This is a genomic window from Rhizobium sp. BK650 (assembly GCF_014195325.1).
Lineage (GTDB): Bacteria > Pseudomonadota > Alphaproteobacteria > Rhizobiales > Rhizobiaceae > Rhizobium.
This window is the reverse complement of record NZ_JACIBK010000011.1, coordinates 170,375-196,932: the sequence shown is the minus strand read 5'-3', so window position 1 is coordinate 196,932 and position 26,558 is coordinate 170,375. Positions and strand designations below refer to the sequence as shown.

General features: G+C 60.9%; 29 protein-coding genes and 1 pseudogene. 13 read left to right on the top strand and 17 right to left on the bottom strand.

Annotation, left to right across the window (positions count from 1 at the left end; translation table 11 throughout):
- Window positions 1-3: 3 nt before the first annotated feature.
- The 4 genes from FHX15_RS24050 to FHX15_RS24035 form a co-directional block, all read right to left on the bottom strand.
- Entirely contained in the window at window positions 4-303 is a 300-nt protein-coding gene (locus tag FHX15_RS24050) for a hypothetical protein (RefSeq protein ID WP_246779049.1), read from the bottom strand.
- A gap of 34 nt (window positions 304-337) precedes the next feature.
- Window positions 338-1,252: a cytochrome c gene (locus tag FHX15_RS24045; RefSeq protein WP_184400876.1), complete on the bottom strand. Its 915-nt coding sequence runs from the start codon at window positions 1,250-1,252 to the stop codon at window positions 338-340.
- Window positions 1,253-1,382: 130 nt separating this feature from the next.
- Complete coding sequence (locus FHX15_RS24040) at window positions 1,383-1,829, bottom strand: cytochrome c (protein ID WP_184400875.1); 447 nt, start codon at window positions 1,827-1,829, stop codon at window positions 1,383-1,385.
- A gap of 135 nt (window positions 1,830-1,964) precedes the next feature.
- Window positions 1,965-2,600: a LysE family translocator gene (locus FHX15_RS24035; RefSeq protein WP_184400874.1), complete on the bottom strand. Its 636-nt coding sequence runs from the start codon at window positions 2,598-2,600 to the stop codon at window positions 1,965-1,967.
- Between the two features lie 127 nt (window positions 2,601-2,727).
- Here FHX15_RS24035 and FHX15_RS24030 point away from each other — a divergent pair, with 127 nt between their 5' ends.
- Complete coding sequence (locus FHX15_RS24030; protein ID WP_184400873.1) at window positions 2,728-3,429, top strand: helix-turn-helix transcriptional regulator; 702 nt, start codon at window positions 2,728-2,730, stop codon at window positions 3,427-3,429.
- Between the two features lie 9 nt (window positions 3,430-3,438).
- Here FHX15_RS24030 and FHX15_RS24025 read toward each other — a convergent pair whose 3' ends face one another.
- Window positions 3,439-4,476, bottom strand: a complete 1,038-nt coding sequence (locus tag FHX15_RS24025) for an alpha/beta hydrolase family protein (RefSeq protein WP_184400872.1) — start codon at window positions 4,474-4,476, stop codon at window positions 3,439-3,441.
- Between the two features lie 118 nt (window positions 4,477-4,594).
- Window positions 4,595-5,365 (bottom strand): SDR family NAD(P)-dependent oxidoreductase, encoded by a 771-nt coding sequence (locus FHX15_RS24020; protein WP_184400871.1) that lies wholly within the window; start codon window positions 5,363-5,365, stop codon window positions 4,595-4,597.
- Window positions 5,366-5,534: 169 nt separating this feature from the next.
- Between FHX15_RS24020 and FHX15_RS24015 the strand changes: the two genes are divergently transcribed.
- On the top strand, window positions 5,535-6,449 hold the full coding sequence (locus FHX15_RS24015; protein WP_184400870.1) for an AraC family transcriptional regulator: 915 nt from the start codon (window positions 5,535-5,537) through the stop codon (window positions 6,447-6,449).
- An 81-nt stretch (window positions 6,450-6,530) separates the two neighbouring features.
- Here FHX15_RS24015 and FHX15_RS24010 read toward each other — a convergent pair whose 3' ends face one another.
- The 5 genes from FHX15_RS24010 to FHX15_RS23990 form a co-directional block, all read right to left on the bottom strand.
- On the bottom strand, window positions 6,531-7,376 hold the full coding sequence (locus FHX15_RS24010) for a metallophosphoesterase (protein WP_184400869.1): 846 nt from the start codon (window positions 7,374-7,376) through the stop codon (window positions 6,531-6,533).
- Window positions 7,377-7,452: 76 nt separating this feature from the next.
- Entirely contained in the window at window positions 7,453-7,674 is a 222-nt protein-coding gene (locus FHX15_RS24005; RefSeq protein ID WP_184400868.1) for a hypothetical protein, read from the bottom strand.
- A 36-nt stretch (window positions 7,675-7,710) separates the two neighbouring features.
- Complete coding sequence (locus FHX15_RS24000) at window positions 7,711-8,121, bottom strand: SRPBCC domain-containing protein (RefSeq protein ID WP_184400867.1); 411 nt, start codon at window positions 8,119-8,121, stop codon at window positions 7,711-7,713.
- Complete coding sequence (locus tag FHX15_RS23995; RefSeq protein ID WP_184400866.1) at window positions 8,118-8,441, bottom strand: helix-turn-helix transcriptional regulator; 324 nt, start codon at window positions 8,439-8,441, stop codon at window positions 8,118-8,120. The genes FHX15_RS24000 and FHX15_RS23995 overlap by 4 nt, the downstream gene beginning before the upstream one ends.
- 151 nt (window positions 8,442-8,592) lie before the next feature.
- On the bottom strand, window positions 8,593-9,195 hold the full coding sequence (locus FHX15_RS23990) for a superoxide dismutase (protein ID WP_184400865.1): 603 nt from the start codon (window positions 9,193-9,195) through the stop codon (window positions 8,593-8,595).
- A 293-nt stretch (window positions 9,196-9,488) separates the two neighbouring features.
- Between FHX15_RS23990 and FHX15_RS23985 the strand changes: the two genes are divergently transcribed.
- Together FHX15_RS23985 and FHX15_RS23980 are read left to right on the top strand one after the other, a co-directional pair.
- Window positions 9,489-10,139 carry a class I SAM-dependent methyltransferase gene (locus FHX15_RS23985; RefSeq protein WP_184400864.1) on the top strand — a complete coding sequence of 217 codons (651 nt, stop codon included), beginning with the start codon at window positions 9,489-9,491 and terminating at the stop codon, window positions 10,137-10,139.
- A 162-nt stretch (window positions 10,140-10,301) separates the two neighbouring features.
- Window positions 10,302-11,033, top strand: coding sequence for a sulfite exporter TauE/SafE family protein (locus FHX15_RS23980; RefSeq protein WP_184400863.1), 732 nt, complete (start codon window positions 10,302-10,304; stop codon window positions 11,031-11,033).
- On the opposite strand, the gene FHX15_RS23975 is transcribed toward FHX15_RS23980, so the two are convergent.
- Window positions 11,030-11,377 carry a nuclear transport factor 2 family protein gene (locus FHX15_RS23975; protein WP_184400862.1) on the bottom strand — a complete coding sequence of 116 codons (348 nt, stop codon included), beginning with the start codon at window positions 11,375-11,377 and terminating at the stop codon, window positions 11,030-11,032. The two genes, FHX15_RS23980 and FHX15_RS23975, sit on opposite strands and share 4 nt — an antisense overlap.
- A 186-nt stretch (window positions 11,378-11,563) precedes the next feature.
- Between FHX15_RS23975 and FHX15_RS23970 the strand changes: the two genes are divergently transcribed.
- A complete protein-coding gene (locus tag FHX15_RS23970; protein ID WP_184400861.1) occupies window positions 11,564-12,793 on the top strand; it encodes a multidrug efflux MFS transporter in 1,230 nt (409 codons plus the stop codon).
- A gap of 4 nt (window positions 12,794-12,797) precedes the next feature.
- Here FHX15_RS23970 and FHX15_RS23965 read toward each other — a convergent pair whose 3' ends face one another.
- A complete protein-coding gene (locus FHX15_RS23965; RefSeq protein WP_184400860.1) occupies window positions 12,798-13,406 on the bottom strand; it encodes a TetR/AcrR family transcriptional regulator in 609 nt (202 codons plus the stop codon).
- Between the two features lie 109 nt (window positions 13,407-13,515).
- On the opposite strand from FHX15_RS23965, the gene gstA reads away from it, so the two are divergent.
- Window positions 13,516-14,199 carry a glutathione transferase GstA gene (gene gstA, locus FHX15_RS23960; RefSeq protein ID WP_184400859.1) on the top strand — a complete coding sequence of 228 codons (684 nt, stop codon included), beginning with the start codon at window positions 13,516-13,518 and terminating at the stop codon, window positions 14,197-14,199.
- A 144-nt stretch (window positions 14,200-14,343) separates the two neighbouring features.
- Here gstA and FHX15_RS23955 read toward each other — a convergent pair whose 3' ends face one another.
- Window positions 14,344-15,231 (bottom strand): branched-chain amino acid aminotransferase, encoded by an 888-nt coding sequence (locus FHX15_RS23955; RefSeq protein WP_184400858.1) that lies wholly within the window; start codon window positions 15,229-15,231, stop codon window positions 14,344-14,346.
- Between the two features lie 252 nt (window positions 15,232-15,483).
- On the opposite strand from FHX15_RS23955, the gene FHX15_RS23950 reads away from it, so the two are divergent.
- Window positions 15,484-16,524: a zinc-dependent alcohol dehydrogenase family protein gene (locus FHX15_RS23950; RefSeq protein WP_184400857.1), complete on the top strand. Its 1,041-nt coding sequence runs from the start codon at window positions 15,484-15,486 to the stop codon at window positions 16,522-16,524.
- Between the two features lie 106 nt (window positions 16,525-16,630).
- A complete protein-coding gene (locus tag FHX15_RS23945; protein WP_184400856.1) occupies window positions 16,631-17,557 on the top strand; it encodes an adenylate/guanylate cyclase domain-containing protein in 927 nt (308 codons plus the stop codon).
- 3 nt (window positions 17,558-17,560) lie between these two features.
- On the opposite strand, the gene tetR is transcribed toward FHX15_RS23945, so the two are convergent.
- On the bottom strand, window positions 17,561-18,172 hold the full coding sequence (gene tetR / locus FHX15_RS23940) for a tetracycline resistance transcriptional repressor TetR (RefSeq protein ID WP_184400855.1): 612 nt from the start codon (window positions 18,170-18,172) through the stop codon (window positions 17,561-17,563).
- A 77-nt stretch (window positions 18,173-18,249) separates the two neighbouring features.
- Here tetR and tet point away from each other — a divergent pair, with 77 nt between their 5' ends.
- Window positions 18,250-19,428, top strand: a complete 1,179-nt coding sequence (tet, locus tag FHX15_RS23935; RefSeq protein ID WP_184400854.1) for a Tet(A)/Tet(B)/Tet(C) family tetracycline efflux MFS transporter — start codon at window positions 18,250-18,252, stop codon at window positions 19,426-19,428.
- 39 nt (window positions 19,429-19,467) lie between these two features.
- Here tet and FHX15_RS23930 read toward each other — a convergent pair.
- Window positions 19,468-20,285, bottom strand: a pseudogene (locus tag FHX15_RS23930) (sugar phosphate isomerase/epimerase family protein).
- Window positions 20,286-20,557: 272 nt separating this feature from the next.
- On the opposite strand from FHX15_RS23930, the gene FHX15_RS23925 reads away from it, so the two are divergent.
- The 4 genes from FHX15_RS23925 to FHX15_RS23910 all read left to right on the top strand — a co-directional run bounded on the left by FHX15_RS23925 (window position 20,558) and on the right by FHX15_RS23910 (window position 25,811).
- A complete protein-coding gene (locus FHX15_RS23925; RefSeq protein ID WP_184400853.1) occupies window positions 20,558-21,022 on the top strand; it encodes a cupin domain-containing protein in 465 nt (154 codons plus the stop codon).
- Window positions 21,023-21,634: 612 nt separating this feature from the next.
- Window positions 21,635-23,983, top strand: a complete 2,349-nt coding sequence (locus FHX15_RS23920; protein WP_184400852.1) for a PBP1A family penicillin-binding protein — start codon at window positions 21,635-21,637, stop codon at window positions 23,981-23,983.
- A gap of 110 nt (window positions 23,984-24,093) precedes the next feature.
- Entirely contained in the window at window positions 24,094-24,864 is a 771-nt protein-coding gene (gene tam / locus FHX15_RS23915) for a trans-aconitate 2-methyltransferase (protein WP_184400851.1), read from the top strand.
- Window positions 24,865-25,082: 218 nt separating this feature from the next.
- Window positions 25,083-25,811, top strand: a complete 729-nt coding sequence (locus FHX15_RS23910) for a hypothetical protein (protein WP_184400850.1) — start codon at window positions 25,083-25,085, stop codon at window positions 25,809-25,811.
- A 56-nt stretch (window positions 25,812-25,867) separates the two neighbouring features.
- On the opposite strand, the gene FHX15_RS23905 is transcribed toward FHX15_RS23910, so the two are convergent.
- Window positions 25,868-26,485, bottom strand: coding sequence for a LysE family translocator (locus FHX15_RS23905; RefSeq protein WP_184400849.1), 618 nt, complete (start codon window positions 26,483-26,485; stop codon window positions 25,868-25,870).
- Between the last annotated feature and the right edge of the window lie 73 nt (window positions 26,486-26,558).

The following is a 26,558-nucleotide window of genomic DNA, read 5'->3' as shown; positions in this document are numbered from 1 at the left end:
AGTCTAACGTATACCGATTCTGCGTGAAGGCGGCGCCTCTTTCGCTGGACCATCCTTGGCGGCCTCCTCATGCGCCGGTCGGGTCGCCCATTGGTGAAGTGCGGCCTTGACGAAGAGGAAGGCCGCGGCCCGCGCTTGCGCGCGATCGTTGGGATCTTCGAGACGGCTTGCAATCTTTGCCTCCATGATGGCGAGCGTATCGGTAAACCAGCGCGCGAGTACCACGTTGCGCGTGCCGAGGCGCTCCCGCATGCGGGCGATGGCAGTGTCTGTTTCCTCGATCGATGGATGCTTCATGGCCATCAATCTAGCCTTCGGCGCTTGCTTCAGGCAGGCGCTATTTGCTCGGCACCGCTTTCAGATAAGCGGAGATCCCTTCGATGTCAGACTGTGGCAGACGGGCGATATTCTGCTGCACGTCGACCATCTGGCCGCCGGCGGAGTCGAAATCGGGGGTGAAGCCGGTCTGCAGGTAGTTGGTGATATCGGCCTCGCTCCAGGAGCCGACACTCTTCGAGCCGGGCGTGATATCGGGTATGCGGCCTTTGCCTTCCGGGTTCGGGGCGCCGGCAAGCCACTGGTCGCGGACGAAGCCGCCGAGGGAATCGCGTGGGGTATGGCATTCGCCACAATGGCCGAGGCCTTCGGCCAGATACTGGCCGCGCTTCACCTTATCATCGGCGTTGGCGAGCACGACGCGCGGCTGGTCGTTGAAATAGAGAAGCTTCCAGCCGCCGAGCGCCAGCCGAATGTTGAAGGGGAACGGCAATTCGTGCGGCGGGGCGACATTGCTGCTCTTCGGCAGCGTCTTCAGATAGGCAAAGAGATCGTTGACATCCTTGTCAGTCATGCGCGCATAGGAGCCGTAAGGGAAGGATGGATAAAGATGCTGGCCATCGGGACCGACGCCGCGCTTCATCGCGTTGCCGAACTGAGCCAGCGTCCAGCGGCCGATGCCCGCCTGTTCATCCGGGGAAATATTCGGGACATGGAAAGTGCCGAAGGGGCTCTTCAGGGCGAGGCCGCCCGCAAGGGTTAGTTTCGCATCGCCTTGCGCGCCCGGAGCTGCGTGACAGCTGACGCAGCCGCCAGCCCAGAAAACCTTCTCGCCGTTTGCGACATCAGGAACTCCGAGATTGGCCCAGCGGCTTTCTGGCAGCGGATCGGGCGCGGTCACGAAATAGAGGACTGCGCCGCCGACCACGATGACGCCGATGAGACAGAGCACAAAGCGGATGAACCTGCGGACCATGCGCGGCCTCTCCTTGCTGTGAATGTTCAGGGCATTGCCAGGCCCCGCTGCCGGGGGGAGAATAAGGCAATCCGCACTGGCGGCAAGGCCGGTGCGGATCGTGGAATCGACGGGAAGCGCGCTCTATCGCCTAGTCCTTCTTGATGCGATAGAGCTGGTGACAGCCGCCGCAATTGCCGCCGAGGGTGTTGAGGGCAGCGCCGACACCGGCGGCATCTGCCGGAAGCTGGGCGAGAACGGTTTCGGCGTCGGTGGATAGTTTCGCAGCGCGTGCCTTGAAGTCATCCATGTTTTCCCAGATCTTCGGGCTTGCCTCGCTGTCGCCGGTCTCGGTACCCGGCTTGAACTGGTCCGGGAAAGCCTTTGCCGTTTGAGCGATCGTCGTCAGCGCCGCCTTCACGGCCTCGGCATCATAGGGCTTGGTGCCCTTGGCGATGGCGGACAGCGCGCCCGCTGCACCACCGACCTGCTTCATCATTCCAACGCGTGCGTCATGCGTGCCGTTGTCGGCGGCCATGGCCGAACCGATGGCAATGCCGGCGAACGCCGCAGCCACCGCTACCGTTTTCCAGTTCATTCTTCTCTCTCCATTGTTCCGCCGGCAAAGCCGGCCGGGGCAATCTGCACGGCGATCATGACAAAATCCACCTCGCCGCATAGTCACGTTTGGCCGGATCCTCATAAAAACAATGTGATAAGGATCGATGGAATATTATGCGGTCTTCCATCCTTGCCAGAGGCTGATCGCGGAGATGACGACCAGCAGCAAGCCGGCGAGACGGCCGATGACGGCAGTCGTCTTCGGGTTGGAAACCAAGAGATCACGGCTGCGACCGGCGGTCATGGCAAGCGTACCGTAGATGGCGAGCTGCGTGAGCACGGTCATGGCGCCCATGATCAGACCCTGCAGCCAGATTGGCCCATATTCCGGTTTGATGAATTGCGGATAGACTGCCAGCACGAAGATATAGGCCTTGGGATTGACGAGGCAGGTGACCGCGCCCTGCCGGAACGCCTTCCAGGTCGAGCGCGCCGTCCCGGGACCAACCGCTTCTACCTTGATCGAGCTCTTAATCAGCGAGATGCCGATCCAGATCATGTAGGCAACGCCGGCAAAGAGCAGCAGGTTGAAGACGCCAGGCAGCATGGCGACGAGGATGCCCACCCCCGCCGCACCGTAGGCGGAATGCACCGCCCCGCCCAGCATGATGCCGCTGGTGGCGGCGAGCCCCCTTTTGGTGCCGCCGGTCAGCGCGTTGGCGAGCACGAAGAGCATATCCATGCCCGGCACAATGATTATACCGAAGAGAAGGGTAAAATAGAGCCAGAGGCTTTCGTGATAATTCATGTCAGTTGTCCGTCCCGTATTTCCGCGTGCTTTTTCAGGAAGCGTTTTAATTTCAATCTGATAGGTAGATCTATACGGCAGGCCAACTGACAGTGTATTGTCAGGAGCGTGAGATGAAGGACGAGAGATGCGCAAGGCGTCCAGGCTTTTCGAGATCATCCAGATATTGCGGCTGGCGAAGAAGCCGATGACAGCCGCGGTCATGGCCGAGAGGCTGGAAGTGACCGTGCGCTCGATCTACCGCGATATCGCCGCGCTGCAGGCGATGCGGGTGCCGATCGAGGGCGGGCGCGGCATCGGCTACATCATGCGACCGGGCTTCGATCTGCCGCCGCTGATGTTTTCGATTGAGGAAACCGAAGCTATCGTGCTGTCGCTGGCACTGCTGGACCGGACCGGCGACGAGGAGCTGAAGCTCGCTGCCCGACGCGTCAACCAGAAACTTGCCGGCGCCGTGCCGACGCCCCTCCGCCAGGCCATGGAGAACAAGGCGCTGTTTGCCTGGGGCACGATCGCTCCGCCTCCTGCGGGGATGGACCTTGCCGTCGTGCGCCGGGCAATCCGCGACGAACGCAAGCTCACCCTCGACTATCGCGACGAAATGGGCCGTGGGACCGAACGGACGATCCGCCCGATCGCGCTGATCTATTATTCCCAGACCGCCAATATCGTTGCCTGGTGTGAGCTCAGGCAGGCGATCCGCAACTTCCGCAGCGACCGGGTCGAGGCGTGTGCAGAGGCGGACGCCTTTTTTAAGGGTGAAGGCGATCGACTGCGGATACTTTGGACGCAGAGTTGGACGGAAGGGCCGGTTGCGGCGAATGCCTGAATCGCTGCGTTACTCCCTGCGCGCAAAATCGGCGAGGAAGGCGGCCTCGATCATCGCTGCCATCTGCACGTGGATCTCCGCCCGCGTTCTGGGTTTTCCCGGCGCATCCTCGCAGATCGGGTCGGTTTCGCCGATGCTTTTCAAAAAATCGGGCGCTTCAGGACGGCATTCGGCAAGAAAGCTCAAATGTACCGCGCCATCGACGGTCTGATATTCGGCACCTGGTATTTCGGCCGCGATATCGTCAGACCTGACCGCCACGGGAATGGTTTCCGGCCGGCCGATATTGATGATGTGCACAGGGATATCGATGGAGCGGAGGCTCTCGGCCGTGAATGCACGCACGACGGAAGGGTCGATCGCGATTACAGAACGGATGCGCGGATCGCGGTTCGACTGCTCGAACAAGTGCTTGTCCGCGCTGCGCAGGTTGACCGTGCCGCTCGAAAACCAGACGCAATCAGCCATGGTCCTTTCTTCATCGCAATAGCGGGCGTAGGCTTCGCGATCGACACGCACGCCCGCGACTGCCATCACCGTGTGGCCGCCAAGCGAAAAGCCAAGCGCGCCGACATGTTTTCCGTCGATATGGGGCGCCCAGGCGGGATCGGCGGACAGTGCCGTCAGCACGTCGGACAGATCGGCTGCCCGCTGCCATAGCTTCGTTGTGTCGAGCGGTGTGGAATCTCCACGCGTCGTGCCGGGGTGATTGGGACCGGCAACGATGAAGCCGGTCGCAGCAAGCCGCGTCGCGAGCCAGTCCAGATTGGCGATGCTGCCGCCGGACCCGTGCGAAATCAGGATAAGCGGAAAAGAGCCTTCAGCGATCGCGGCACCCTTCAGCGCGGGCGTTTCCTTGAACACCTTGTCCTTGCCGGACGGCACTAGTGTCCCGACGCTCGCGGTCGGATACCAGACCATCACCTGAAGTGTCGCACGGCGCGCAGGCGCGGGAAGTTCGATCGTGCGCGTGCCGACCGGATCTGCGGCAAAAGCGGAACTTGCCGCCAGAAGGCCGGCGGCAACAAGGAAGGAAAGCAATCGCATTTCGGGCCTCACTCTGTGGCTGCACCATCATCGGTGCAACCCCATCTCGCCCCGGAAACGAGGCGAGAGAGACATGAAACGCGATCGGGGCGTTCTCGATCGCGTTCCGGGAAACGACTCAAAGCGCCATGCCGCCGGAGACCTCTATGCGTTGCGCGTTGATCCAGCGGTTGGCCTCCGTCAGCAGCGCGGCGATCATTGGGCCAATATCGTCGGGCACGCCGGCGCGGCCGAGCGCCGTCATGGCGGCGACGCGGCGGTTGATCTCCGGATTATCGCGAACCATGCCGCCGCTGAAATCCGTCTCGATGGCCCCCGGTGCGACCGTATTGACGGCGATGCCGCGAGAACCGAGCTCGGTGGCCATGTAACGGGTCAGCACCTCGACCGCCCCTTTGAGCGAGCCATAGGCCGACGAACCAGGCAGGGCGATGCGCGCAAGGCCGCTCGAGAGATTGACGATGCGGCCGCCGTCGGCAATCAGAGGCAACAGCTTCTGCGTCAGGAAGAAGACGCCTTTGAAATGGACGTTGTAGAGCTTGTCCATTTCCTCCTCGGTCGTTTCCAGGATCGAGGCGTGGTAGCTGGTGCCGGCATTGTTGACGAGGAAGTTGAAGCGCTCGCGGCCCCAGCCCTTCAGTATCGAGCGGACATTTTCGACGAAGGCGTCGAAGGCGGCGACATTGCCGGTATCGAGTTGCAGCGCAGCGGCCTTGCGGCCGAGCGTTTCGACTTCGGCGACGGCCTTGTCGGCTTCGGCGCTGTTGGAGTGATAGGTGAAGATCACGTCGACGCCATCACGGGCGAGGCTGACGATGGTGTTGCGGCCAAGGCCGCGGCTGCCGCCGGTGACGATTGCGATTTTGGAATTTGCGTTCTGATCGGCCATCTCGATTGCTCCTTGTTCGAATTACCGGAATCTAGGTCCTGACACGCTTTTTCCTGAATGCCGAAAGCCTCGAACTTCTTGCCTATTCCTCCAGACAGGTTGTCGTCTTGTGCTCGCGGAGTATGATGGTGGGCAAAGGCGCGGCAGTGTCCGCCACCGGAGAAGAACGATGTCCGACGAGATCAAGAATGCTCTCATCCAATACATGGACAGCCATGGCGGCGGCGACGGGCTCTATGAGACCGCCCTGCCCGGCTTTTACCTGATGCGTTCCTCCACGCTCACCATGCCGAAACCGGCGATCTACCGGCCGGCGCTCTGCATCATCGTCGATGGCGCCAAGCAGATCATGTTCGGGGAGCGTCTCTTCACCTATACGGCCATGCAGGCGCTGGTGGTCAGCGTCGAAATGCCGGCCTTCGGCCAGGTCATCCAGGCAAGCCGCGAGCGACCGATGATCGCGCTCACGCTGGAGCTCGACATCCCCATCCTGCGCGCGGTTCTGGAGGAAATGGAAAGCCCGCCGAAGCCATCGGGCGAAGGCGGTCCCGGTGTTTTCGTGCAGCATTTCGGAGCGGAGCTGCAGGACTGCATCCTGCGGCTGATGCGCATGCTCAACACACCGAAATCTATCCCGATCCTGCGACAGTCGATCCTGCGCGAGATCAGCTTCTGGCTCCTATCCGGTGAGAATGGCAGCGAGGTGTGCAAGCTGGCGCTGCCCGGTAGCCAGACGCGGCGGGTGGCCGATGCCATCTACCTTTTGCGTGACAATTTCACCGCGCCCGTGCGGGTGGAGCAGCTGGCCGCCGTGGCAAAGATGAGCCCCTCCTCCTTCCATCAGCATTTCAAGATGCTGACCTCGATGAGCCCACTGCAATATCAGAAGCAGCTCAGGCTTCTCGAGGCGCGGCGGTTGATGGTGGCCGATGGCATCAATGCTGCCAACGCCGCCTATCAGGTGGGCTATGAAAGCGCCTCGCAGTTCAGCCGCGAATATACGCGCATGTTCGGCGCGCCACCGAAGAAGGACGCGTTGGAGCATAGGGCACAGCCGGCGGCGATCGCGACGGAGCCGGCTTAGAGCCTTTCCTGGTTAGATTGAAGCATTCTGTTGGCTCAAACGGAGTCGGATGGTCGACCGGCCGGCGCGCGTCGTAGCCCCCTAATAGGATAGCGTACGGCTCTCCTCGCGGCCGAAGCCGCGGATCTCCAGCCGGTCGGAATAGACATCGACGATGGCGAAGGTGTTTTCGCTCTCTGTGTCGACCACGCCCTTGAAATTGACGAAGTGGCAGCCGGCGACCTTGCCGTAATTGCCGACATGGTTGTGGCCATTGAGATAGGCGACGACATTGTCCTGCGAAGACAGCAGGGCGACGATGCGCTCACGGTCCCACATGTCATGTTCGCAGGGCGGGTGGACTGGGAAGTGGTTCATTACAATGACCTTCTCGTGCGCGGCCTTCGCCTGTTCGATTTCATCTGCAAGCCAGGCGAGCTGCTCGTCGCTCAGCGATGCATTCCACGCATGCGCGTTCTCGGCGCCGGCGGCCATCAGGGCGGCCAGTCTTTCGCGGCCGAGGGTGCGAAAGGGATGGTTTTCCGGCGGCGCGAAGGTGCTGACCTCGTTGCCGTCGAGCACGATGAAGTGGAAGCCGTGGCGCCGGAAGCGGTAATAGCGTGCCGGCATGCCGACGCGTTCGGCGACCTTTTCCAGATCTTCGGGAGCGACGGCGAAATCGTGGTTCCCAAGCAGGAAGAACGCTTCGTGACGCAGCTTTTCATAGACTGGTAGGATATCATCGAAGCTCTTGAAATCGCGGTCGATAATATCGCCGAGCGTCATGACGAAGCTCAGTTCCTCGCCATTGAAGGTCTCGATTGCGGAAGCGACCTTGGCAAGGCTGTTGGCGTAGTAGCGCCCCATCTCGACCTGCGATTCGATGGCGGCATATTGCGGGTCGGCGATGATGCCGAAGCGGAAAAGGGGAAGATCGGCTGATGACATGCGGCGTGATCTAGAGTCCGCGGATGACAGCGATATGACGGGCTGCCAGCCGCGACTCTTGGCGGAAATCGCTTCCCTACCCTGCCGCCGAGGCCTGCTCGCGGCGGCCGGTGAAATAGGGCAATGCGAACATGTAGAGGCCACTGAACAGCAGCAGGAAAAGCGGCGGCAGCGGCGAATAGACCACCCAGGCCGGCGGCGTGCCGAAGGCCATGGTGGCGAAATTGGCAATGACCGTCAGCGTGAAGATGATCGACAGCCAGCGGTGAAGCTGACGAATAGACTTGTTCCAATTCACTGATATTTCCTCCACAAACAGACCGATGCCTTTGTCTCAGCCTTCGCGTCCCAGAACCTCTTGCAGATTGTCGAAGAAGCGCTGCCAGCCGAACTTCGCACCCTGGTAGGCCTGTTCCTGATCCGGGCGGAAACCTGCCTGTTCCATGTGCAGATGCGTGCCGGAACCGGCAGGCGTCAGGGTCCAGGTGACGGTGCTTTCGAGGCCGTAGGCATCCCATGTGTAGGAAAGCGTCCTGTTCGGCTCGATCTCCAGTACCTTGCAATCGACGGAGCCCCATTCGGCGGTGAACTTGAAGCTGTGATCGCGCACAGGCTTGAAGTCGCTCTTCATCAGCCACTCCTCAATCAGATGCGGTTGCGTCAGCGCACGCCAGATTTTCTCCGGCGGAAAAGCGATCTCCCGCTCGATAATGACGGAGCGGACTTCAGTTGCGGTTTCGTTCATTGATCCATCCTTTTGAGCAAATCTTCCAGAGCGTCGAACCGGCCTTCCCAGAAGCCGGCCATCTCCGTCGTCCAGTCCGCCAGCGGAGCAAGCGCCTTGATCTCGGCGCTGTAATGCGTCTGTCGGCCTTCATGACGGTCGCGCACGAGGCCGGCAGTTTTGAGTACCGCCAGGTGCTTCGAAACGACCGGCTGGGAAACACCGGCGCCGACCGTCAGAACGCCGACCGTCTTCTCGCCTTCACGGCATAAGCGCTCGAAAATGGCGCGCCGGGTCGGATCGGCAAGCGCCTTGAAAAGTGCGTCCTGAACATTCGACATCAGAATTCATACCTGATTGGCTATGGATTTGACTTATAGCCGTACGGGTATGAATGAGTCAAGCGGCTTCGAAGGCATTTGCTTCAGCAGAAATGAAAACACCCGGCGCTTGGCGGCGCCGGGTGCTGAGAAACCAAAGCTTTGGACGTGTTTACTTCGTTGCCGCTTCGTAGCGTTCCAGGACATAGTCCCAGTTGATCAGGCTGTCGATGAAGGCTTCGAGATACTTCGGACGAGCGTTGCGGTAGTCGATGTAATAGGAGTGTTCCCAGACATCGACGCCGAGGATCGGGGTCGCGCCGTGCACGAGCGGGTTTTCGCCGTTCGGCGTCTTGGAAATTTCGAGCTTGCCGTTCTTGACGGAAACCCAGGCCCAGCCGGAGCCGAACTGCGTTGCGCCGGCATTGGCGAAATCGGCCTTGAACTTGTCGTAGCCGCCGAGGTCGGAATTGAAGGCAGCTTCGAGCTTGCCCGGCAGCTTGTTGCCGCCGCCGCCCTTCTTCATCCACTTCCAGAAATGGATGTGGTTGTAGTGCTGGGCAGCGTTGTTGAAAAGCCCGGCATTGGTGCCAAAAGACTTCTTGACGACCTCTTCCACGGAGAGATCGGCGAGGCCAGCTTCAGCTGCAAGCTTGTTGCCGTTGTCGACGTAAGCCTTGTGGTGCTTGTCGTGGTGGAACTCCAGCGTCTCCTTCGACATGAAGGGAGCAAGCGCTTCGTAGTCATAGGGAAGTTCAGGCAATTCAAAAGCCATATCAGATCTCCTCTTGGCAATAGATTGCGTCATCGGCAGGTGAGGCGGAACATAGGAGGGGAAGCACGGAGTGGCAACCGGCGAATTATCAAAAAACAACGACTTCGAGGAAAAATTACCTCTCGCGGCAGGCTCTCTCCAAAAGCGCAAATCACAGGCTGTGCCCCACTGCCACCCCTCAAGCAGCGGCGGAAAAATGAGCGGTGCTCGCCTCGGCTGACAGACCCTTGCCGCTCAGCCGGAACCCAGGCCTGCCCTTCGGAGTTGAAGGCAAGGGTTGAAGGAGGCGCCGCATGGGACAGGTTCAAAATCGGGCTGAGGATCAGCAGAAAATCTATCAGCGATGGGCGCCGGTTTATGACCGGGTCTATCGAGGCATCCTGCGCGACGGGCACCGCACGCTGGCGCGGCTTGCGGCGGGCGCCGGCACAGACATCCTGGAAATCGGCGTCGGTACCGGGCTGATGCTTTCCTACTATCCGCGCCGCAGCCGTGTAACCGGTATCGACATTTCCGAGCACATGATAGCCAAGGCGCGGGAGAAAGTTGCCAGACACAAGCTTTTTCATGTTCGGCAATTGCAGGTCATGGACGCGCATGCGCTCGCCTTCGAGGATCGGTCCTTCGATGTCGTCTGCCTGCCCTTCGTCATCACCCTCATTCCTGAACCGGAGCGGGCGCTCGACGAATGCGCCCGCGTGCTGCGGCCGGGCGGCGAGATCATTCTTGCCAGTAAGCTCAGCGACGGCGCCGGTCTGCAGGGCGCAATTGAGGAGGCCGTAGCGCCGCTTGTGCGGCGGGTCGGCTGGAGCTCTTCTTTCCGGATCAGGCGGATTACGGATTGGGCGGAAAGAAACGGTTTCGATGCCGTTCAAATATTGCCGGTTTTCCCGAACGGCTTCTTCAAAGTCATGCGCCTCAAACGGCGCGCTCCAGATGCTTGAGGCGGAACTTTTCCATTCTGAACGTATTTGCAGCTAGAGCAACTCCAGCAAAAGTGTGCAGCGGCTTTGCGTCCGGAATTGCGTAAAAACAAAGAGATAGAGCTTGCTCGTGATTAGACGAAACAGGGAAATGCTCTAGGCTTTTGCACTTTAGGGACTTTTATGATCTGGGATTTCTTCCTCTTCGTCGTCGTCGGTTTCTGCGCGCAGATCGTCGATGGCGCCCTCGGTATGGCCTTTGGTGTGCTGTCCACAACCAGCCTGCTGACGCTCGGCGTGCCGGCTGCCAATGCCAGCGCCATGACGCATGTGACTGAGCTGTTTACGACCGCAGCATCAGGCCTTTCCCATGCTTGGCACCGCAATGTCGACTGGAAGCTCGTGGCACGGCTCGCACCCGCCGGCATGATCGGCGGGGCAGTCGGCGCTTTTCTGCTCGCCAGTATCGACGGCAAGATAATCGAACCCTTCGTCTCCGCCTATCTGATCGCTATCGGGCTCCTCATTCTCTGGAAGGCTTTCCATGCGACGCGCAAGCGCGATGTCAGCGACTGGATGGTGCCGCCGGTCGGGCTTTGCGGTGGCGTGCTGGATGCCATCGGCGGCGGCGGATGGGGACCGATCGTCACCAGTTCGCTTGTCGGCCGAGGTCATGACCCGAAGCGCGTGATCGGCTCCACCAACTTCACCGAATTCACGGTGACGCTGATCATTTCCATCACCTTCGTGCTCACGCTGGGCTGGTCCGAGCTCGGCTCGGCAATGGGCTTGATTATCGGTGGCGTCATCGCTGCGCCCTTCGGGGCCATTCTCGTCAAGCGGCTGCCGGTGAAACCACTGATGATTGCGGTTTCCATCGTCATCATTGCGACTTCCGCGCTGAGGTTCTTCTAACTCGTGTTGCGGCCGAAATAGACATCGACGGACGCTATTCTGTCGCCGGCGAAACGGAAGCTCTCCATATTTCGGAAGGCCCTGCCATTTGTCATTTCGGCGCGGTAACGCACGACGCCCTCATCACCTTCGATCGACAGGAATTCGATATTGAAGCCTTTCAGCGCCGGCTCATTTGGCCAGCAGCGCTCGAAATAGCTCGCGCGGTCGATGTAATCGTCCTGCGGACTGGAAAAGGTGAAATCCTCCGTCAGCATAGCGCCGACGATATCCTTGCGGCGATCGATATAGGCCGCGTAGAGATCGCGCAGCATCTGGGCGCGATGTTCATTCCCGTTGCTCATGCCCGTTCCTCCGTAACCGCTTGCATGTTGCAATCAGATAGAGCCGAGAGCGTGCTTTTCAAGCCGCTTTTTCGTTCGCCGCAGGTCCGATTGGGCAGAATCCGTCCTTGGCATCCCTCGGGGCGATGCGTAAAGTGAGGATTGCCTCATCTTGGCCGCGGCCAAAAATACCAAAGAAGATCCGCAATGACCGATACGCAATGGGACGCCGCAAAGGTGGAGCCCGGCTCCGCCTACTGGAAACGCAATCTCGTCATCTCCCTCATCGGCTCGTTCACGACCATCGTGGCGATGACGCTGCTTCTTCCATTCCTTCCGCTTTATGTGGAGGAACTCGGCGTGAGCGACCATGCGGCGATCGTGCAGTGGTCGGGCATCGCCTATGGCGCGACCTTTTTTGCCGCCGCCTGCGTGGCGCCGCTCTGGGGCCGGCTGGGCGATATTTATGGACGCAAGCTGATGCTGGTTCGCGCGAGCCTCGGCATGACCATCGCCATTTCGCTGATGGGCATGGCCGGCAACGTCTGGCAGCTCGCGGCACTGCGCCTCTTCGTCGGCCTGGCCGGTGGTTATGCCTCGGGCTCGATGGTGCTGGTGGCGACACAGACGCCGAAGGACCGATCGGCCTGGGCACTCGGCGTTCTTTCATCGGGCATCATGGCCGGCAATCTGGTCGGCCCGCTGATCGGCGGGGCGCTGCCGCCCATCATCGGCATCCGAGGCACGTTTCTCGCCGCAGGCGGCATGATCTTCCTCGCTTTCCTCGCCACCACCTTCCTCATCAAGGAGGAGAAATCGGCGGCACGCAAACAGGCGGCCAGGGCGTCCGGCGGATGGAAATCCGTTCCCGACAAGGGACCTGTTATCGCGATGCTCGCGACCGGCCTGCTCTTGATGCTCGCCAACATGTCGATCGAGCCGATCATCACCGTTTATGTGGCGCAGCTCGTGCCCGATCAGGGACAGGTGACGATGGTGGCCGGCATCGTCATGTCGGCGGCGGCACTCGGCAGCATTCTCTCGGCCTCGCGGCTCGGCAGGCTGGCCGACCGGATCGGCCATTGGCCACTCATTGCCGGAGCGCTGGCCGTTGCCGGCCTGTTGCTTATCCCGCAGGCTTTCGTGACCGATTCCTGGCAGCTCATCGCCCTGCGCTTCCTGATGGGTATGGCGCTCGGCGGGCTCTTGCCCTGCATCGCCGCCGTGATCCGGCACAATGTGCCCGATAGTGCGGCGGGCGGCATTCTTGGCCTTTCCACCTCTTCGCAATTCGTGGGCCAGGTCGTCGGGCCTGTTCTCGGCGGCTTTGTCGGCGGCCATATCGGCATGCGCGCGGTCTTTCTCGGCACCTGCGTTTTGCTGTTTGCAGGCGCGGCCTTTGCATGGCTGGTCCGGCCGAAGGAAGCGGACGCCTGATCCGTCAGGCTTTGCCGCAGATCATGTCGATGCCGGATTTTGCCAGCGCTTCCAGCGTCCTTCGGCTGTCGCCGGCCCGGGCGCGCACGGCAAGCGAATGCATGACGGCCGAGGCGAGCCTCGCAAGCATGTGGACATCGCTGCCCTCAGGCAGTTCGCCGCGTTCGACGGCGAGCGCCATGCGCTGTTCGATCGCATCGTCAAAATCTGCAAGACTGCGCCTCAGGAGGTCGCGAACGCGCTCGTGCTGGATCGCTTCGGCCGTTGCGGTGCTGATGAGGAAACAGCCGCGGGCGGCGGTATCGCCATGAAGATAAATCTTTAGAGCACTCTTATAGACATTTGCGAGATTGTCGCGCAGCGGCAGTGACGGATCGAGTGCATCGGCCAGCACATCCATGCTTTCGGCCCGATAGGCCTCCATGACATCGAGATAGAGAGCTTCCTTGTCGCCGAAGGCGCCGTAGAGGCTCGGACGATTGAGCTGGGTGGCAGCGCTCAGCGTATCCAGCGACGTGCCGGCAAAACCGCGATCCCAGAACACTTCCCTCGCCTTTTCCAGCGTCACCTTAGCATCGAAGGCTCTCGGGCGGCCACGCTTCTTTTCGCTCATTTTGTACCGTTTCGCATAAAATAATTGACCAAGGGAATTTTATGCGAAATAGTACAAATGTCCAACGGATTGATGCGGCCGGTCTCGAACCGCCGCAGGAGGAGAAGCCATGAAGCTTTATATGCATGCAGCCGCCTGTTCGCTGTCGCCGCACATTATCTGCCGCGAACTCGATATCGATATCGAGCTCATCACGGTCGATCGAAAGACGCACAGGACGAGTGAGGGAGACGACTATTTTTCGATCAACGGCAACGGCTATGTGCCGGCGCTGGTGCTTGACGATGGTAAGGTGCTGACGGAGGGACCGGCGATCGCGCAATTTCTCGCCGACAGTTCCCCTGATGGACGAAAGATGCTGCCGGAATTCGGCAACTTTGCCCGCAATCAGGTGCAGTCTCTGCTGAACTTTATCACGTCGGAACTGCATAAGCCGATGGCGATGCTTTTCAACGCCGACTATGCCACGGCCCATGACGCCATGCGGGAGGTCGTCCACAAGCGTCTCGACTGGATCAATGGGAGGCTTGCCGGCCCCTATCTCACCGGCGAGGATTTCACGGTCGCGGATGCCTATCTTTTCGTCTGCCTCAACTGGTCGCCGTGGATCAAAATCGATCTCGACCGCTTTCCCGCACTTCCCGCTTTCATGAAACGTGTCGCGTCGCGGCCGGCGGTGCTGACGGCGCTCAGCGAGGAAGGGCTGATGGCCTTCGATGCCAGCGGGAATTTCTTTGCACCGATCGCCTATATCCAGTCCGCCGGTTATGTCGGCTCGCCGGTGCGGCCGTGATAGAGTGCCGGTCCGGCGGTAGCGGCGTCGATTATCGGGCTGGCCAAGCGGCGTCTGGCCCTTTGCATGGCTCAGGGCGTTCGACCCAGCAATCGATCCACTGGATCGATTGCTGCCGCTGCGCGGCGCTGGGTCCCACCACCACTATTCATCGCTCGCAGAGCGGCCGTAGGCCCAGTCCATGTAGAGTTCCAGCGCCTTGCGCGTGACCGGGCCTTCCTGGAAATTGCGACTGTCGAGCCTGTTGACGCCGACTACCTTGGAATAGTTGCCGGTCGTGAAGACCTCGTCGGCGCCCATGAAATCCTCGACCGACAGGGTCGCCTCGCGCACGTCGAAGCCGGCCTTGCGCAAGAGGCCGATGACGCGCAGCCGCGTGATGCCGGCGAGGAAGGTGCGGTTGGCGATCGGCGTGAAGACCACGCCGTCCTTGACCATGAAGACGTTCGAGGAGGCGGTTTCGGCCACGTTGCCGTTCATGTCGCGCATCAGGGCATTGTCGAAGCCGCGGCTTCTTGCTTCGGCGATGGCGCGGCCACTGTTCGGATAGAGCGAACCTGCCTTGGCATCCGTCATCGCCGTTTCCGGCGTCGGGCGGCGATAGGGGGAAACGGTGAGCGAGGAGCCGCCGTGTCCGCCCATGGCCGCCTCGAACAGGCAGAGCGCAAACCGGGTGGATTCGCCGTCGACGCTCACGACGCTGCCCGCCGAACCATGCTCACCCCAATACATCGGCTTGATATAGATCGGCGTCTTGGCGTCGAACTTCTTCACGCCTTCCCAGGCAAGCGCCTCGATCTCCTCGGCGGTCTTGATCGGCTTCAGGCCCATGGCAACGGCAGAACGGTTGATGCGCTGGCAATGCAGTTCGAGATCGGGCGCGACGCCGTCGAACCAGCGGGCCCCGTCGAAGACAGTGGAGCCGAGCCACATGGCATGTGAGGTCGGCCCGATCAGCGGCGGGTTTCCGGCAATCCACTCTCCGTCGACATAGGTCCAGGTGGTCGTGCGAGGTGATGTATCGACGGGCATTTTGGGCTCTCCTTCTGAAGTCGGCAAAGCAAAATCCTCCATCTCCGGACCGGTCAAGCGCAAATTGGCAGTTGAAACATCGAAGCAAGAAAATGCCGGAGACCGCGTTGCGATTGAAATATTGATGCGCGTTCGATGGTGCTAAAACGATGGGTCCATAAAGGAAAATGATCGAAAGCCGACTGGATGCATGCCACAACCGCGTGCCATCATGGCGGCCGGAAAATGCGGGCCAGGCCAGGAGATGAACGGATGAAAGCCATGTATTACGAAGCCTTCGAACAGGCGCCTGAGATCCGCACCGTGCCGGACCCGACACCTTCGGAAGATGGCGTGGTCATCAAGATCGGCGCAACAGGGCTTTGCCGCAGCGACTGGCATGGCTGGATGGGGCATGACCCGGATATCCGCCTGCCGCATGTGCCGGGACACGAACTTGCTGGCCAGATCGTGGCAGCCGGCAAGGGCATGGTGCGCTTCAAGGTCGGCGACCGGGTGACAGTGCCCTTCGTCTCCGGTTGCGGCCATTGCGCCGAATGCCATTCCGGCAACCAGCAGGTCTGCCCCAACCAGTTCCAGCCGGGCTTTACCCATTGGGGCTCGTTTGCCGAATATGTCGCCATCGATTATGCCGACACCAATCTGGTGCATCTGCCGGAGAGCGTGGACGATGCTACGGCGGCAAGCCTCGGCTGCCGCTTCGCGACTTCCTTTCGTGCCGTTGCCGATCAGGCGCGCACCGGCCCCGGTGAATGGATCGCCGTGCATGGCTGCGGTGGCGTCGGACTTTCGGCGATCATGATCGCGACTGCGCTTGGGGCGAATGCTATCGCTGTCGACATTTCCGAGGAGAAACTTGCCTTTGCGCGGGAATGCGGGGCGGTGGCAACGATCAATGCTTCCACCGTCGCCGACGTGGCGGAAGCCGTGCGCGAAATCACCAAGGGCGGCGCCCACGTGTCGATCGACGCGCTCGGCCATCCCGTTACCTGCTTCAACTCAATCAAGAACCTGCGCCGGCGCGGCCGCCATGTCCAGGTGGGTCTGATGCTCGGCGATTATTCGACACCGCAGATCCCGATGGCGCAGGTGATCGGCCATGAACTCGAAATCTACGGCAGCCACGGCATGCAGGCATGGCGCTACGACGCCATGCTTTCCATGCTCGCCACCGGAAAGATCGCGCCGCAAAAGCTGATCGGCCGACGCATCAGCCTTGAAGAAGCGGTCCCGGCGCTGATGGGGCTCGACAAGGCCGAGGGAACGGGTATCAGCGTGATCACGCAATTCTAGTTGATCGCAGAAGTAGTTCGCGCCGGAGTGGACTACCAGGCGAATGGTTGCGATCCCACCTATAGGGTTATGAACCACGGGGCCGCCGGAGGCGATGGGGGATTTCATGAGCGAGACACACCGTAAGCTGACGACGATCTTTGCAGCCGACGTGCAGGACTATACGCGTTTGATGGGCGAGGATGAGGAAGGCACGCTCGCGATGCTGAAGCATTACCGCGATGCCATGTCGCGGCTCATCACTTCGCACGGCGGACGGGTGGTCAATACCTGGGGCGATGGGCTGCTTGCCGATTTTCCGAGCGTGGTCGAAGCAGTGCGGGCCGCAATCGACGTGCAGAACGAGCTTGCCGGCAAGAATGCTGCGCGGCCGACGGACGGGCGCATGTTTTTCCGCATCGGCATCAATCTCGGCGACGTCATTGTCGAAGGCGACGATATCTATGGCGACGGCGTCAATATCGCCGCGCGGCTGCAAGCCTCAGCGCCGGCCGGCGGGATCGTCATCTCGAACACCGTCTACGATCAGGTGCGCAACAAGGTCGCGGTCGCCTTCGATTTTCTAGGCCCCCTGGAGATGAAGAATGTCGCAGACGCCGTGCCAAGCTATGCCGTGCGGGTCGGCGATATCGGCACTGAACCGCAGAAGCCGGCAGCCGCTGCCACTCGGCCTGTCGAAGCGACGGCGCCAAGACCGGCGCCAGCCTCGCCTCTGCCCCCGCTCCCGCGTGGCCGGCTGCGCAAACTCGGCGGCATCCTGGCCGTCATCGGCGCCATGCTCGTCGTCATCAATCTTGCTAGCTGGGAGGGCGAGTTCTGGGCGGCATGGCCGCTGCTTGCCTTCGCCTTCGTGGCGGCCATGGCATGGGTGCGCTTGCAGGCTCAGTTCGACCAGCGCATTGCAGCGCTTGCCGTCATCGGGATTGGCATTGTCATCATCAACATGCTGACATGGCATGGGATTTTTTGGGCAATATGGCCGCTCCTTGGACTTTCGGTGGCTGCCGGCATTCGCTGGGCGATGCGCGACTGAGGCTCACGTGTGCCGGGCCAGCCGTTGTGCGGCACCGTCGATCATCATCTGCAGCCCGGCTTCGAAAAAGGCTTCGTGGCCGCGATCCCGATAATGGGCAATAGCCCGGCGCGTCAGCGGGAAATCGACGGCGGCGGCGTCGAGCTTTTCCTGCTCCGGCGGCGGCTCGGCCTGTTCTTCGATAACGCAGCCGACAGTGTAGCGGGCGATGGCGACGAGCAGTTCCATGGCGAATTCCGCTTCGATGCCCGCTTTGACGAGAACGGCGATATGTGCCTCGACATTGGGAAGATCCTGCGGGCTGGTTTCGCTGCCGGCGTGGACGCGGCCGCCATCGCGATAGCTCAAGAGCGTGCGACGGAAATCACGGGCGTTTTCGAGCATGAAGTTCCGCCAATTCTCGGGCACGACCGACCAGTCGTGGGTGTGACCTCGCGCCATGATCTCCTCGGCCATGGCCTCCACCAGCGCTCGTTTGCTCTTGAAATGCCAGTAAAGGGCCGGCTGACGCACATTCAGTCGCTCGGCGAGCATTCGTGTGGAGAGCGCATCGATGCCCACCTCATTCAAGAGCTTCAGCGCTTCGTCGAGGATCTGCGCGCGGTCTACCTTCATCCGTGTTCCATTCCCTGTTGCCATTTCAACTTATCAGCGATAAGGAGCTTATCAGTGATAAATTTTCAGGCGATCTAATGAAAAAAGCGCTGACAGTCGTCTACGCCACCGTGATCCTCGATGCCGCCGGCATCGGTCTGACCTTGCCGATCTTTCCGCGGCTGCTGCAGGACGTGGGCCATAGTGACGATCTCGGATGGCGGTTTGGTGCCTTTCTGGCACTCTATGCGCTGATGCAATTCATCTTCTCCCCGGTGCTGGGTTCACTGTCGGACCGGTTCGGCCGCAAACCGGTATTGATGGTGTCACTTGCCGGCGCCGCGGTCGACTATGTCTTCATGGCCGCCGCACCATCGCTGTGGCTGCTCTTCATCGGCAGGGCGATCGCCGGGATTACCGGCGCCAGCAACGCGGTGGCGGCAGCCTGCGTGACCGACCTCACCGAGGATGCCGAGCGCACCCGCCGCTTCGGCCAGCTCAGCGCCTGCTTCGGCATCGGCTTCATTGCCGGCCCGGCGGTCGGCGGCGTTCTGGGTGAATTCTCCGTGAGGCTGCCTTTCATTGCTGCTGCCACACTCAATGCCGCCAATCTGCTGATGGCGCTCTTCATGCTGCCGGAGACGCGCATGACCGGCGCGGAAGCCAAGAAACAGGAGTTTTCACCGCTCGCGCATTTCCGCTGGCTGATGGGGTACCGGCTGCTGCTACCGCTTGCCGGCGCCTATTTCATCCTTGCCCTTGTCGGCGAGGTTGGCGGCACGATCTGGGTTCTCTACGGTCAGGACAAATTCTCCTGGTCGCCGATGATGGTCGGCCTCTCGCTTGCCGCCTTCGGCTTTTTCCATGCGGTCGTGCAGGCCTTCATTGCCGGGCCGATCAGCGAACGATGGGGAGAGCACCGGACTCTGCTGATCGGCATCGTCGCCGACAGCGCGGCCTATATCACAATCGCACTGGTGACTGAGGGCTGGATGGCCTTCCTGCTCATGCCGCTCTTCTGCCTCGGCGGCATCGGGGCGCCGGCTCTGCAGTCTCTGGTGACAGGGCGCGTCGATGGCGATCATCAGGGACGCGCACAGGGGCTGCTCGCGAGCATGACGAGCCTTGCCTCGATCATCGGGCCGCTAGCGATCAGCACGGTCTATTTCGCCTCACGCGATGTCTTTCCGGGACTTGTCTGGGTGCTGGGCGCAGGCCTGTATGTGCTCTGCCTGCCGGTCGCCTTCACGCGGCGGCCGCGGGATGCCGCGGCCTGAAGGGTGACGGCGAGATATCACCTCGCTGTCAATCGCCATTTACTGTGCAACGCCGATCGAGGCCAAGTATTCGGCCGAAGCGATGATCTTCGATTTGTCCTTGATCTCGATGATCAGGCGCGGATTGCTTTCGACCTTGGCAAGAGCTGCAAAGACCGCGCGCCAGTTGATCGTGCCTTGGCCGAGCGGCCAGTGGCGATCGGCATAACCGTCCGCGTCCTGCAGGTGAACATGGCCGAGGCGATTGCCCGCGGCATGGACGTAGTAATCGACCGGCGGGGCACCGGTGGAACCGTGAGCGTAGTGTGCATGACCGGTGTCGATAGAGACGGCGACTGCCGGCGAATTGAAGCTCTCAGCCAGCGCCACACGAATATGCGGATCCTTGTCCTCGATGTTCTCGATGACGAGAGTGCAGCCGGTTTCCTCGGCGCGCTTCACGGCTTCCCGCATCGTCTGATGGCAATAATCGATGATGCTTTCGCGCTCGCCGGGATTGTTGTCGAGGTTGTTATAGCCCCAGGTCGTATAGGGGCTGTGGATGACCATGTGCGTGCCGCCGATCGCGGCGCAACATCGAGGCCCTGCAGCATGCGGCGGGAGACGACGGCGCGGATATCCGGATCCTGCGAGGCGATGACAAAGCCCCAGAACGGCCCATGGATGCCGACGCGGCCCTTGAAGCCGTCGAGAAGTTTCCTCGCGCGATCGGCGCGCGGCGTCCAGTCACCGTTCAGAACGTCGGCATCGATGAAGCTCTGCAGTTCGAGATCGCGGGACTTTTCGAAGAGCCAGTTACGATGGTTTTCGAGTTCGTCGATCGTCATGGCGGCGCCGACTACGGGAAGAGAAGACATGGGGTTGCTCCGCTGATGGTATGCCGGATTGGCGGGGAAGGATCGGCGCGTTCTATGCGCCTCTTCTATGTCGCCGATATTACAGGAATGGCGGTGGCCAACCTGTCGCACTTGCGAAGAGAAGAAGCCGTACCGATATGATCACGGTCGGTTTCAGGGCCTGAAAGCACGCAAAAGCGGCATGCCTTCTGCCCCTCCCCGATTTTGTGGCGGTTGCCAAAATGGCCGCGAAGGTCTATCGGACCGCCCCGCAAGAACAAGAAAGAGACATCATGTCCAACTCATTTGTGAAAACAGATCCCCGGACGGAGGCGAAAAGCTTCTTCGTGCTGGGCGACAAGGTGGAGCGACGGGCTCGCCTGACAGGCAACTGGCTCAACGTCTTCGATGTGACGGTCGAACCCGGCGGCAGGACGCCGCGGCATACGCATGCGAGCCCGGAAGTCTTCCGGATCATCGAAGGTACTCTGACGATCTGGCGGCTGACCGATACCGGGCCAGAAGAGATTCAGGCGAGCGCCGGCGACATCGTCAGCATCGCGCCCTTCATGGTGCACGGCTATTCCAACAACGGAACCGTGCCTGCCGTCTTTTCGGCCATCGTCGACCGCGACATGGCCGAATTCATAGAGACGGAGGGCGTGGCCGAGCGACCGCAGGGCAAGCCGTCGCCGGAAACGGTGGCCCGGCTGCGGGCGGCGGCAAACGCGCATGGGATCACGATCCTGGCGGCGTAGGTCGTGCTCGCCCGATAGTGACATCGGGCAACGCTTAAAAGGCAACCGACTCTACGCGCCGCGATTTGCAGACCGTGGCAGCGGCCCAACATAGTCTAGTCGCAGACGGTCCTGTATCGTACAACGCGGTGGTGGTGTTTATATCCGTAGTATCTCTGCGTCCAGCACCGGTCGCCATGCCGATATCTCGGGCCGCCATAGTAGTCGTCGTAGGCGTAGCGTGGCGGGTAACGATAGTAGCGTGGCTCTGGGCGGTCGTAATAGCGAGGGCCGGTCCCATACTCGAAGTAGATCTGAGAGAATGCGGGCGACGCTGTTAACGCCGTCGCTAAGGCCAACGCTGCGATAATTAACTTCTTCATGTCCTCTTCCGATTCCGGTTTACGCGCACTCCATCGCAAGGCAATCTCCCCACGCCTTGAATCTTAATATGTCATCGGCATCGTCTCTGGACACTGGACCTAAGTCCTGTTTGAACAAGGACTTAGGTCCGATGACATAAAGCGGGGATCCTCGGCGGGCGCTCTTCATGATCGTTTTGCGATGGATCATTTGGCATTGCCGCGTTATAAGCGCGCGCTATTTTCGGGAAGAGCCTTTTAGCGGTAACCGATGCCAAGTCCTCCCAAAACCTCGACGCAAAGTGCCGGTGATTCAAGCACAGGTGTCAATCAACCGGCAAATGTAGAGCTTCCAACTCAGGATGCTGAGGCGCAGACGCCCGCCACGGACACATTGGTGGGAACCAGTTCATCCCCCCAGGCCGACCAACCGCAACAGCCCCGCAAATCCTTCGGCCAAAGCAGGCAGGCAGCGCACGACTTACTGCATGCCCTGGCTCACGATTTGCGGGTGAGTTCAACCTGGGCCAAGGCCAAGATAGCCGCAGCCGCTTCCCATATGAGGACGGAGTTCAGGGGATCAAATCGACCAGAAACCAGAGCAACGATCGGCAATCTTGGCAAGTGGCTCGCGGCTGCTCTGGTGAAGGCAGGGGGTGGTCTTCGTGTTCTCTATGCGATGTCCTCCAAAAATCGCCGACGCGGGTCGCTTCATGTGGAACGGTGGAAAATCGCTCTGGGATCGGCCTTTCTCCTCTGCCTCCTCCTGGCGGGAAGTGTTTTGGTGTGGGCGCTGAAGGACGTCCCCTGGGGCGAGATCCGGGACGGGACCTTGAAGCCTGTCGTGGTGCTGGAAACCGCTGACGGTGCACCGTTGGTCAGACAGGGGCCGTATCAAGGAGCCTATGCGCAATACAACCAGTTCCCGCCACATCTGATTGATGCCGTCCTCTCAATCGAGGACCGGCGGTTCATGCATCACTTTGGCGTCGACGTCAGAGGGATCGGGAGAGCGCTCCTGCGGAACTTCGAGGCTGGCTCGGTGGTAGAGGGCGGCAGCACGATCACCCAGCAGCTTATCAAGCTGCAGTATCTCGACAGCGATCGGACAATAAAACGAAAGATACAGGAGGTCGTCATCGCCCTTTGGCTGGAGTGGAAACTCGGCAAACAGGAAATCCTGACGCGCTATCTCAACAGCGCCTATCTCGGCGCCGGTGCGACCGGCATGCCTGCGGCCGCGCGGATCTACTTCAACAAGGATATCGGCGCCCTCGACCTGCCGGAATCGGCAATGCTGGCGGGATTGCTGCGGGCGCCGAGCCAGTGGAATCCGATCGACAATTTCGAGGGCGCCCGGCAGCGCACCGCCGTTGTGCTTGACGCGATGGTGGCCAATGGCACGATCGCCGAGCCGGAGGCGGAGGAGGCCAAGGCGAGTTTCGCCAAGCTGCATCCGACGACGCCGACACCGCGCTCCGGAAGCTGGTTTGCTGACTGGATTTCGCCGCAGGCAAGCGAGATCGCCGGCGCCTCGCCAGGGTCGACGACAGTGCGCACAACCCTCGTGCCGCATCTGCAGCAGATCGCTGAAAGCGTCGTCAAAAGAGCCTTGGACAAGGAAGGAAAGGCCGCGGGAGCATCGCAGGCCGCGTTGGTTGCAATGACACCGGAGGGCGCGGTCGTTGCCATGGTCGGCGGGCGCGACTACAAGGCAAGCCAGTTCAACCGCGCCGTCACGGCGATGCGGCAGCCGGGCTCCACCTTTAAGCTCTTTGTCTATTACGCGGCCTTGAAGGCCGGGCTGACCTTGTCTGATTGGGTTCTCGACGCGCCGATTGACATCGACGGCTGGTCACCGGAAAATTCAGGCGGCCGCTACTACGGCTGGGTAACACTCGCCGAAGCCTTCGCCCGGTCACTCAATGCCGCGACGGTCAGGCTTGCAAATCAGGTCGGACTCGACAATGTGATTGCCGCCGCACGAGAGCTCGGCATCGATGCGCCACTTGCCAACACACCGTCTCTGGCGCTCGGCACATCCGAAGTAAACCTGCTTGACCTGACCAGCGCCTACGCGTCTGTCCTTCTCGGCAAGGCGCCCGTCACGCCCTGGGGTATCATCGAATTTCAGGCGGCGGGGCAGCCGAAGGCGTTTCGGGTTGGTTCACAAGCTGGGCCGAATCTCGACCTTTCGCCCTACCAATCCGATCTTCTCGGGCTCTTGCAATTGGTTGTCGAGCGCGGCACTGGACGGGGAGCCGACCCAGGGGCGTTTGCGGCCGGCAAGACGGGCACCAGCCAGAACAATCGCGATGCCTGGTTCGTCGGCTTCACGAAACCGCTGGTCGCCGGCGTCTGGGTCGGCAATGACGACGATGCGCCGATGAAGGGCGTCACAGGCGGCGCCTTGCCGGCCCGTATCTGGCGGGATTTCATGCAGGAGGCGATGAGCGAGCCTGCTCCGAATGAGGCGAGGTCGACAGAAACAATGATTGACGGCCAAGGCGCACCGCAGTCCTGCAACATCGCGGCCTGCTCCCGCAGCTATCGCTCCTTCCGCCCGTCCGACTGTACTTACCAACCCTACTCTGGCGAGCGGCGGCTTTGCGAAAAGTGATCTTCGCCTCGATCCAAAGCCTTACCGGACGGCCCGTTCGGACCGGCGGCAATACAGACAAGGTTTGCATCCGCCGCGTCGAGGACGTGGCCTGACATCAGGAGAAGACGATGGCATGGTCGGCCAGCCAATATGTGAAATTCGAGGATGAGCGCACCCGCCCGGCGCGTGACCTGCTGGCACGGGTGCCGCTGACGGAACTTCGCCACGCGGTCGATCTCGGCTGCGGGCCGGGCAATTCGACAGAGCTGATCATCGACCGCTATGGCGCTGCCAATGTGTCCGGTCTCGACAGCGATCTCAACATGCTGGAGGCCGCCCGCAAGCGCCTTCCGGGCACGGCCTTCGTGGAGGCCGATCTTTCCACTTGGCAGCCCTCCGAGCCGGCTGACCTGCTCTTTGCCAACGCCGTCTTCCAATGGCTGCCCGACCATCTCGACATTTTCGACCGCCTGATGGACGGGTTGGCGCCGGGCGGGGTGCTCGCGGTGCAAATGCCCGACAATCTCGGCGAACCGAGCCATCTGATGATGGAGGAAACGGCGCATGCCGGCCCATGGAAGACAGCCTTCGAGACGAAGAGCATCCGCCGCCCCATGTTGCCGCCTCCGTCAACCTATTACAGCCGGCTGATTTCCAAATCTTCCCGCGTCGACATCTGGCACACGATCTACTATCACCCGATGGACAATGCGGCAGCGATCGTCGAATGGGTCAAGGGAACGGGCCTGCGCCCCTATCTCGACCATGCCGGCGAAGAGCACCGCGAGGCATTCCTGGCCGACTATCTCGCGCGTGTCGACTGGGTCTATCCGAAGGCTTCCGACGGTAAGGTCCTGCTCAAATTCCCGCGGCTCTTCATGGTTGCCGTGAAGGTCTGACCGGAAAATTCTGATTTCTCTGATGCCGGGAGCGGTCGGCACGATCGCTGCCGGTGGCATTAGTCGCCTTTCGCAAGCCACACGCAAAGTTTGAGGCGTAGCGGTCCACTCTGGGATTTCTCAATCCAGACGTGCTTTCGCGACGCGGTCAGCGTCGATCGCTATCCATTAAACGCCTTTGCGCTATCCCGTGCGAGGCCCGACAAAGAGATTTTGAAATGGTTTCTTCTGTTTCCAGCTTAAGGCTGCACACGGCGCAGATTGCCTTGCAGGTCCTCAAGGACAGCTCCTCGGAGAGCAGCTCCAGCAGCAGCGGCACAACCAATCACGACTATTCCAGCCTCCCCTCCCAGACTCGCTCGGCGCTGTCGGTGATGCTCGACAAGATCGATGCCGGCAAGGCCGGATCGACGGATGCCTCCGGCAATACCGTCGCCAGCACCGACATCACCACTGCCTCCTTCATGGCACTGCTGCGCCAGAACATGACGGCAGCGGCAGAGGCCAAGGGCGACGGCAGCCAGGAAGCTGCCATGCTGGCCGCCTTCAAGAAGGGCCAGCTGACGGTCACCGATCCGACCCAGGGCATTGAGATCAAGGCCTGGGATGTGACCGATCCCAAGGAAGCCGATGTCGACCAAAAGAAGGGCACAGCGATCGAGACCAGCGACTGGAACAATTTCCTGCGCGACCATCTGCAGCGCGATTCCCATGGGCGACTCCTCAGAAGCGAGAATGGCAGCTTCATCGAGAAGGGCACTGGCAACGAAGTCTATTTCGGCCAGGTCGGCACGCAGAATTACTACATCACCTGGCCGGTGAAGACCGAAACGAAGCCGGCCGCTGGCACAGCCGACAAACCGGCAACCGACAAGCCTGCGAGCGATGCCGGCGCATCGAAGCCGACCACCGGTACCACAACGGACAAGTCCTCGTCTAAAGCGTAAGGTGTTCATCATCCAAGACGGCCATTCCGGAAAACCCTCCGCAACGGCTTGTCGGTTTAGGAGCCGACAAGCTCGATCAGGGACAGTACAGCGGTCGCGAGAATGATGAGGCCAAAGCATATGTTGAGCGCCCGCTCGCTCGATGGCTCGAGCTTCACCTTGCCCAAAACGACACCCAGCCACAGCCAGAAAACATCGACGACGATCATGACGAGGACGCAGAGCGCCCATTTGGCCTTCATGTCCAGCGCGCCATCCTGCGAAAGCCGGTAAGCGGCAAAAAGCGAGGCGAAAGCGATATAGGCCTTAGGATTGGTGAGACCCAGCACGACACCGCCGGCGATGGTCGGCGAGGCTTGCCGCCGGGCGGCCGAGAGATCGGCACCGACTGGCGCCAATGCGATCTTCCAGGACAACCAGACGAGATAGACTGTGGCGGCGACCGTCATCACCATCATCGCCAGCGGAATGGCTTCGAGTAGCGACAGCAGGCCGGCTGCCGCCGCGGCGGCCGCAATTGCCAAGCCGATCTGCAGGCCGACATAAAAACGCAGGCCCGTCGCCATACCGTGCAAGCGGCCAATTGCCAAGAGAGCAGCGATGGCGGGACCGGGCGAGCCGAGAAGGGCGAGAGAGGCCACGAGGAAGAAGCCAGCGCTGACAAGATCGATCATGCGTCACCCGATGACATAACGATATCTTTATGTCTTTATATTATTTTAACGCGATGTCAAACGCTTGTTATCC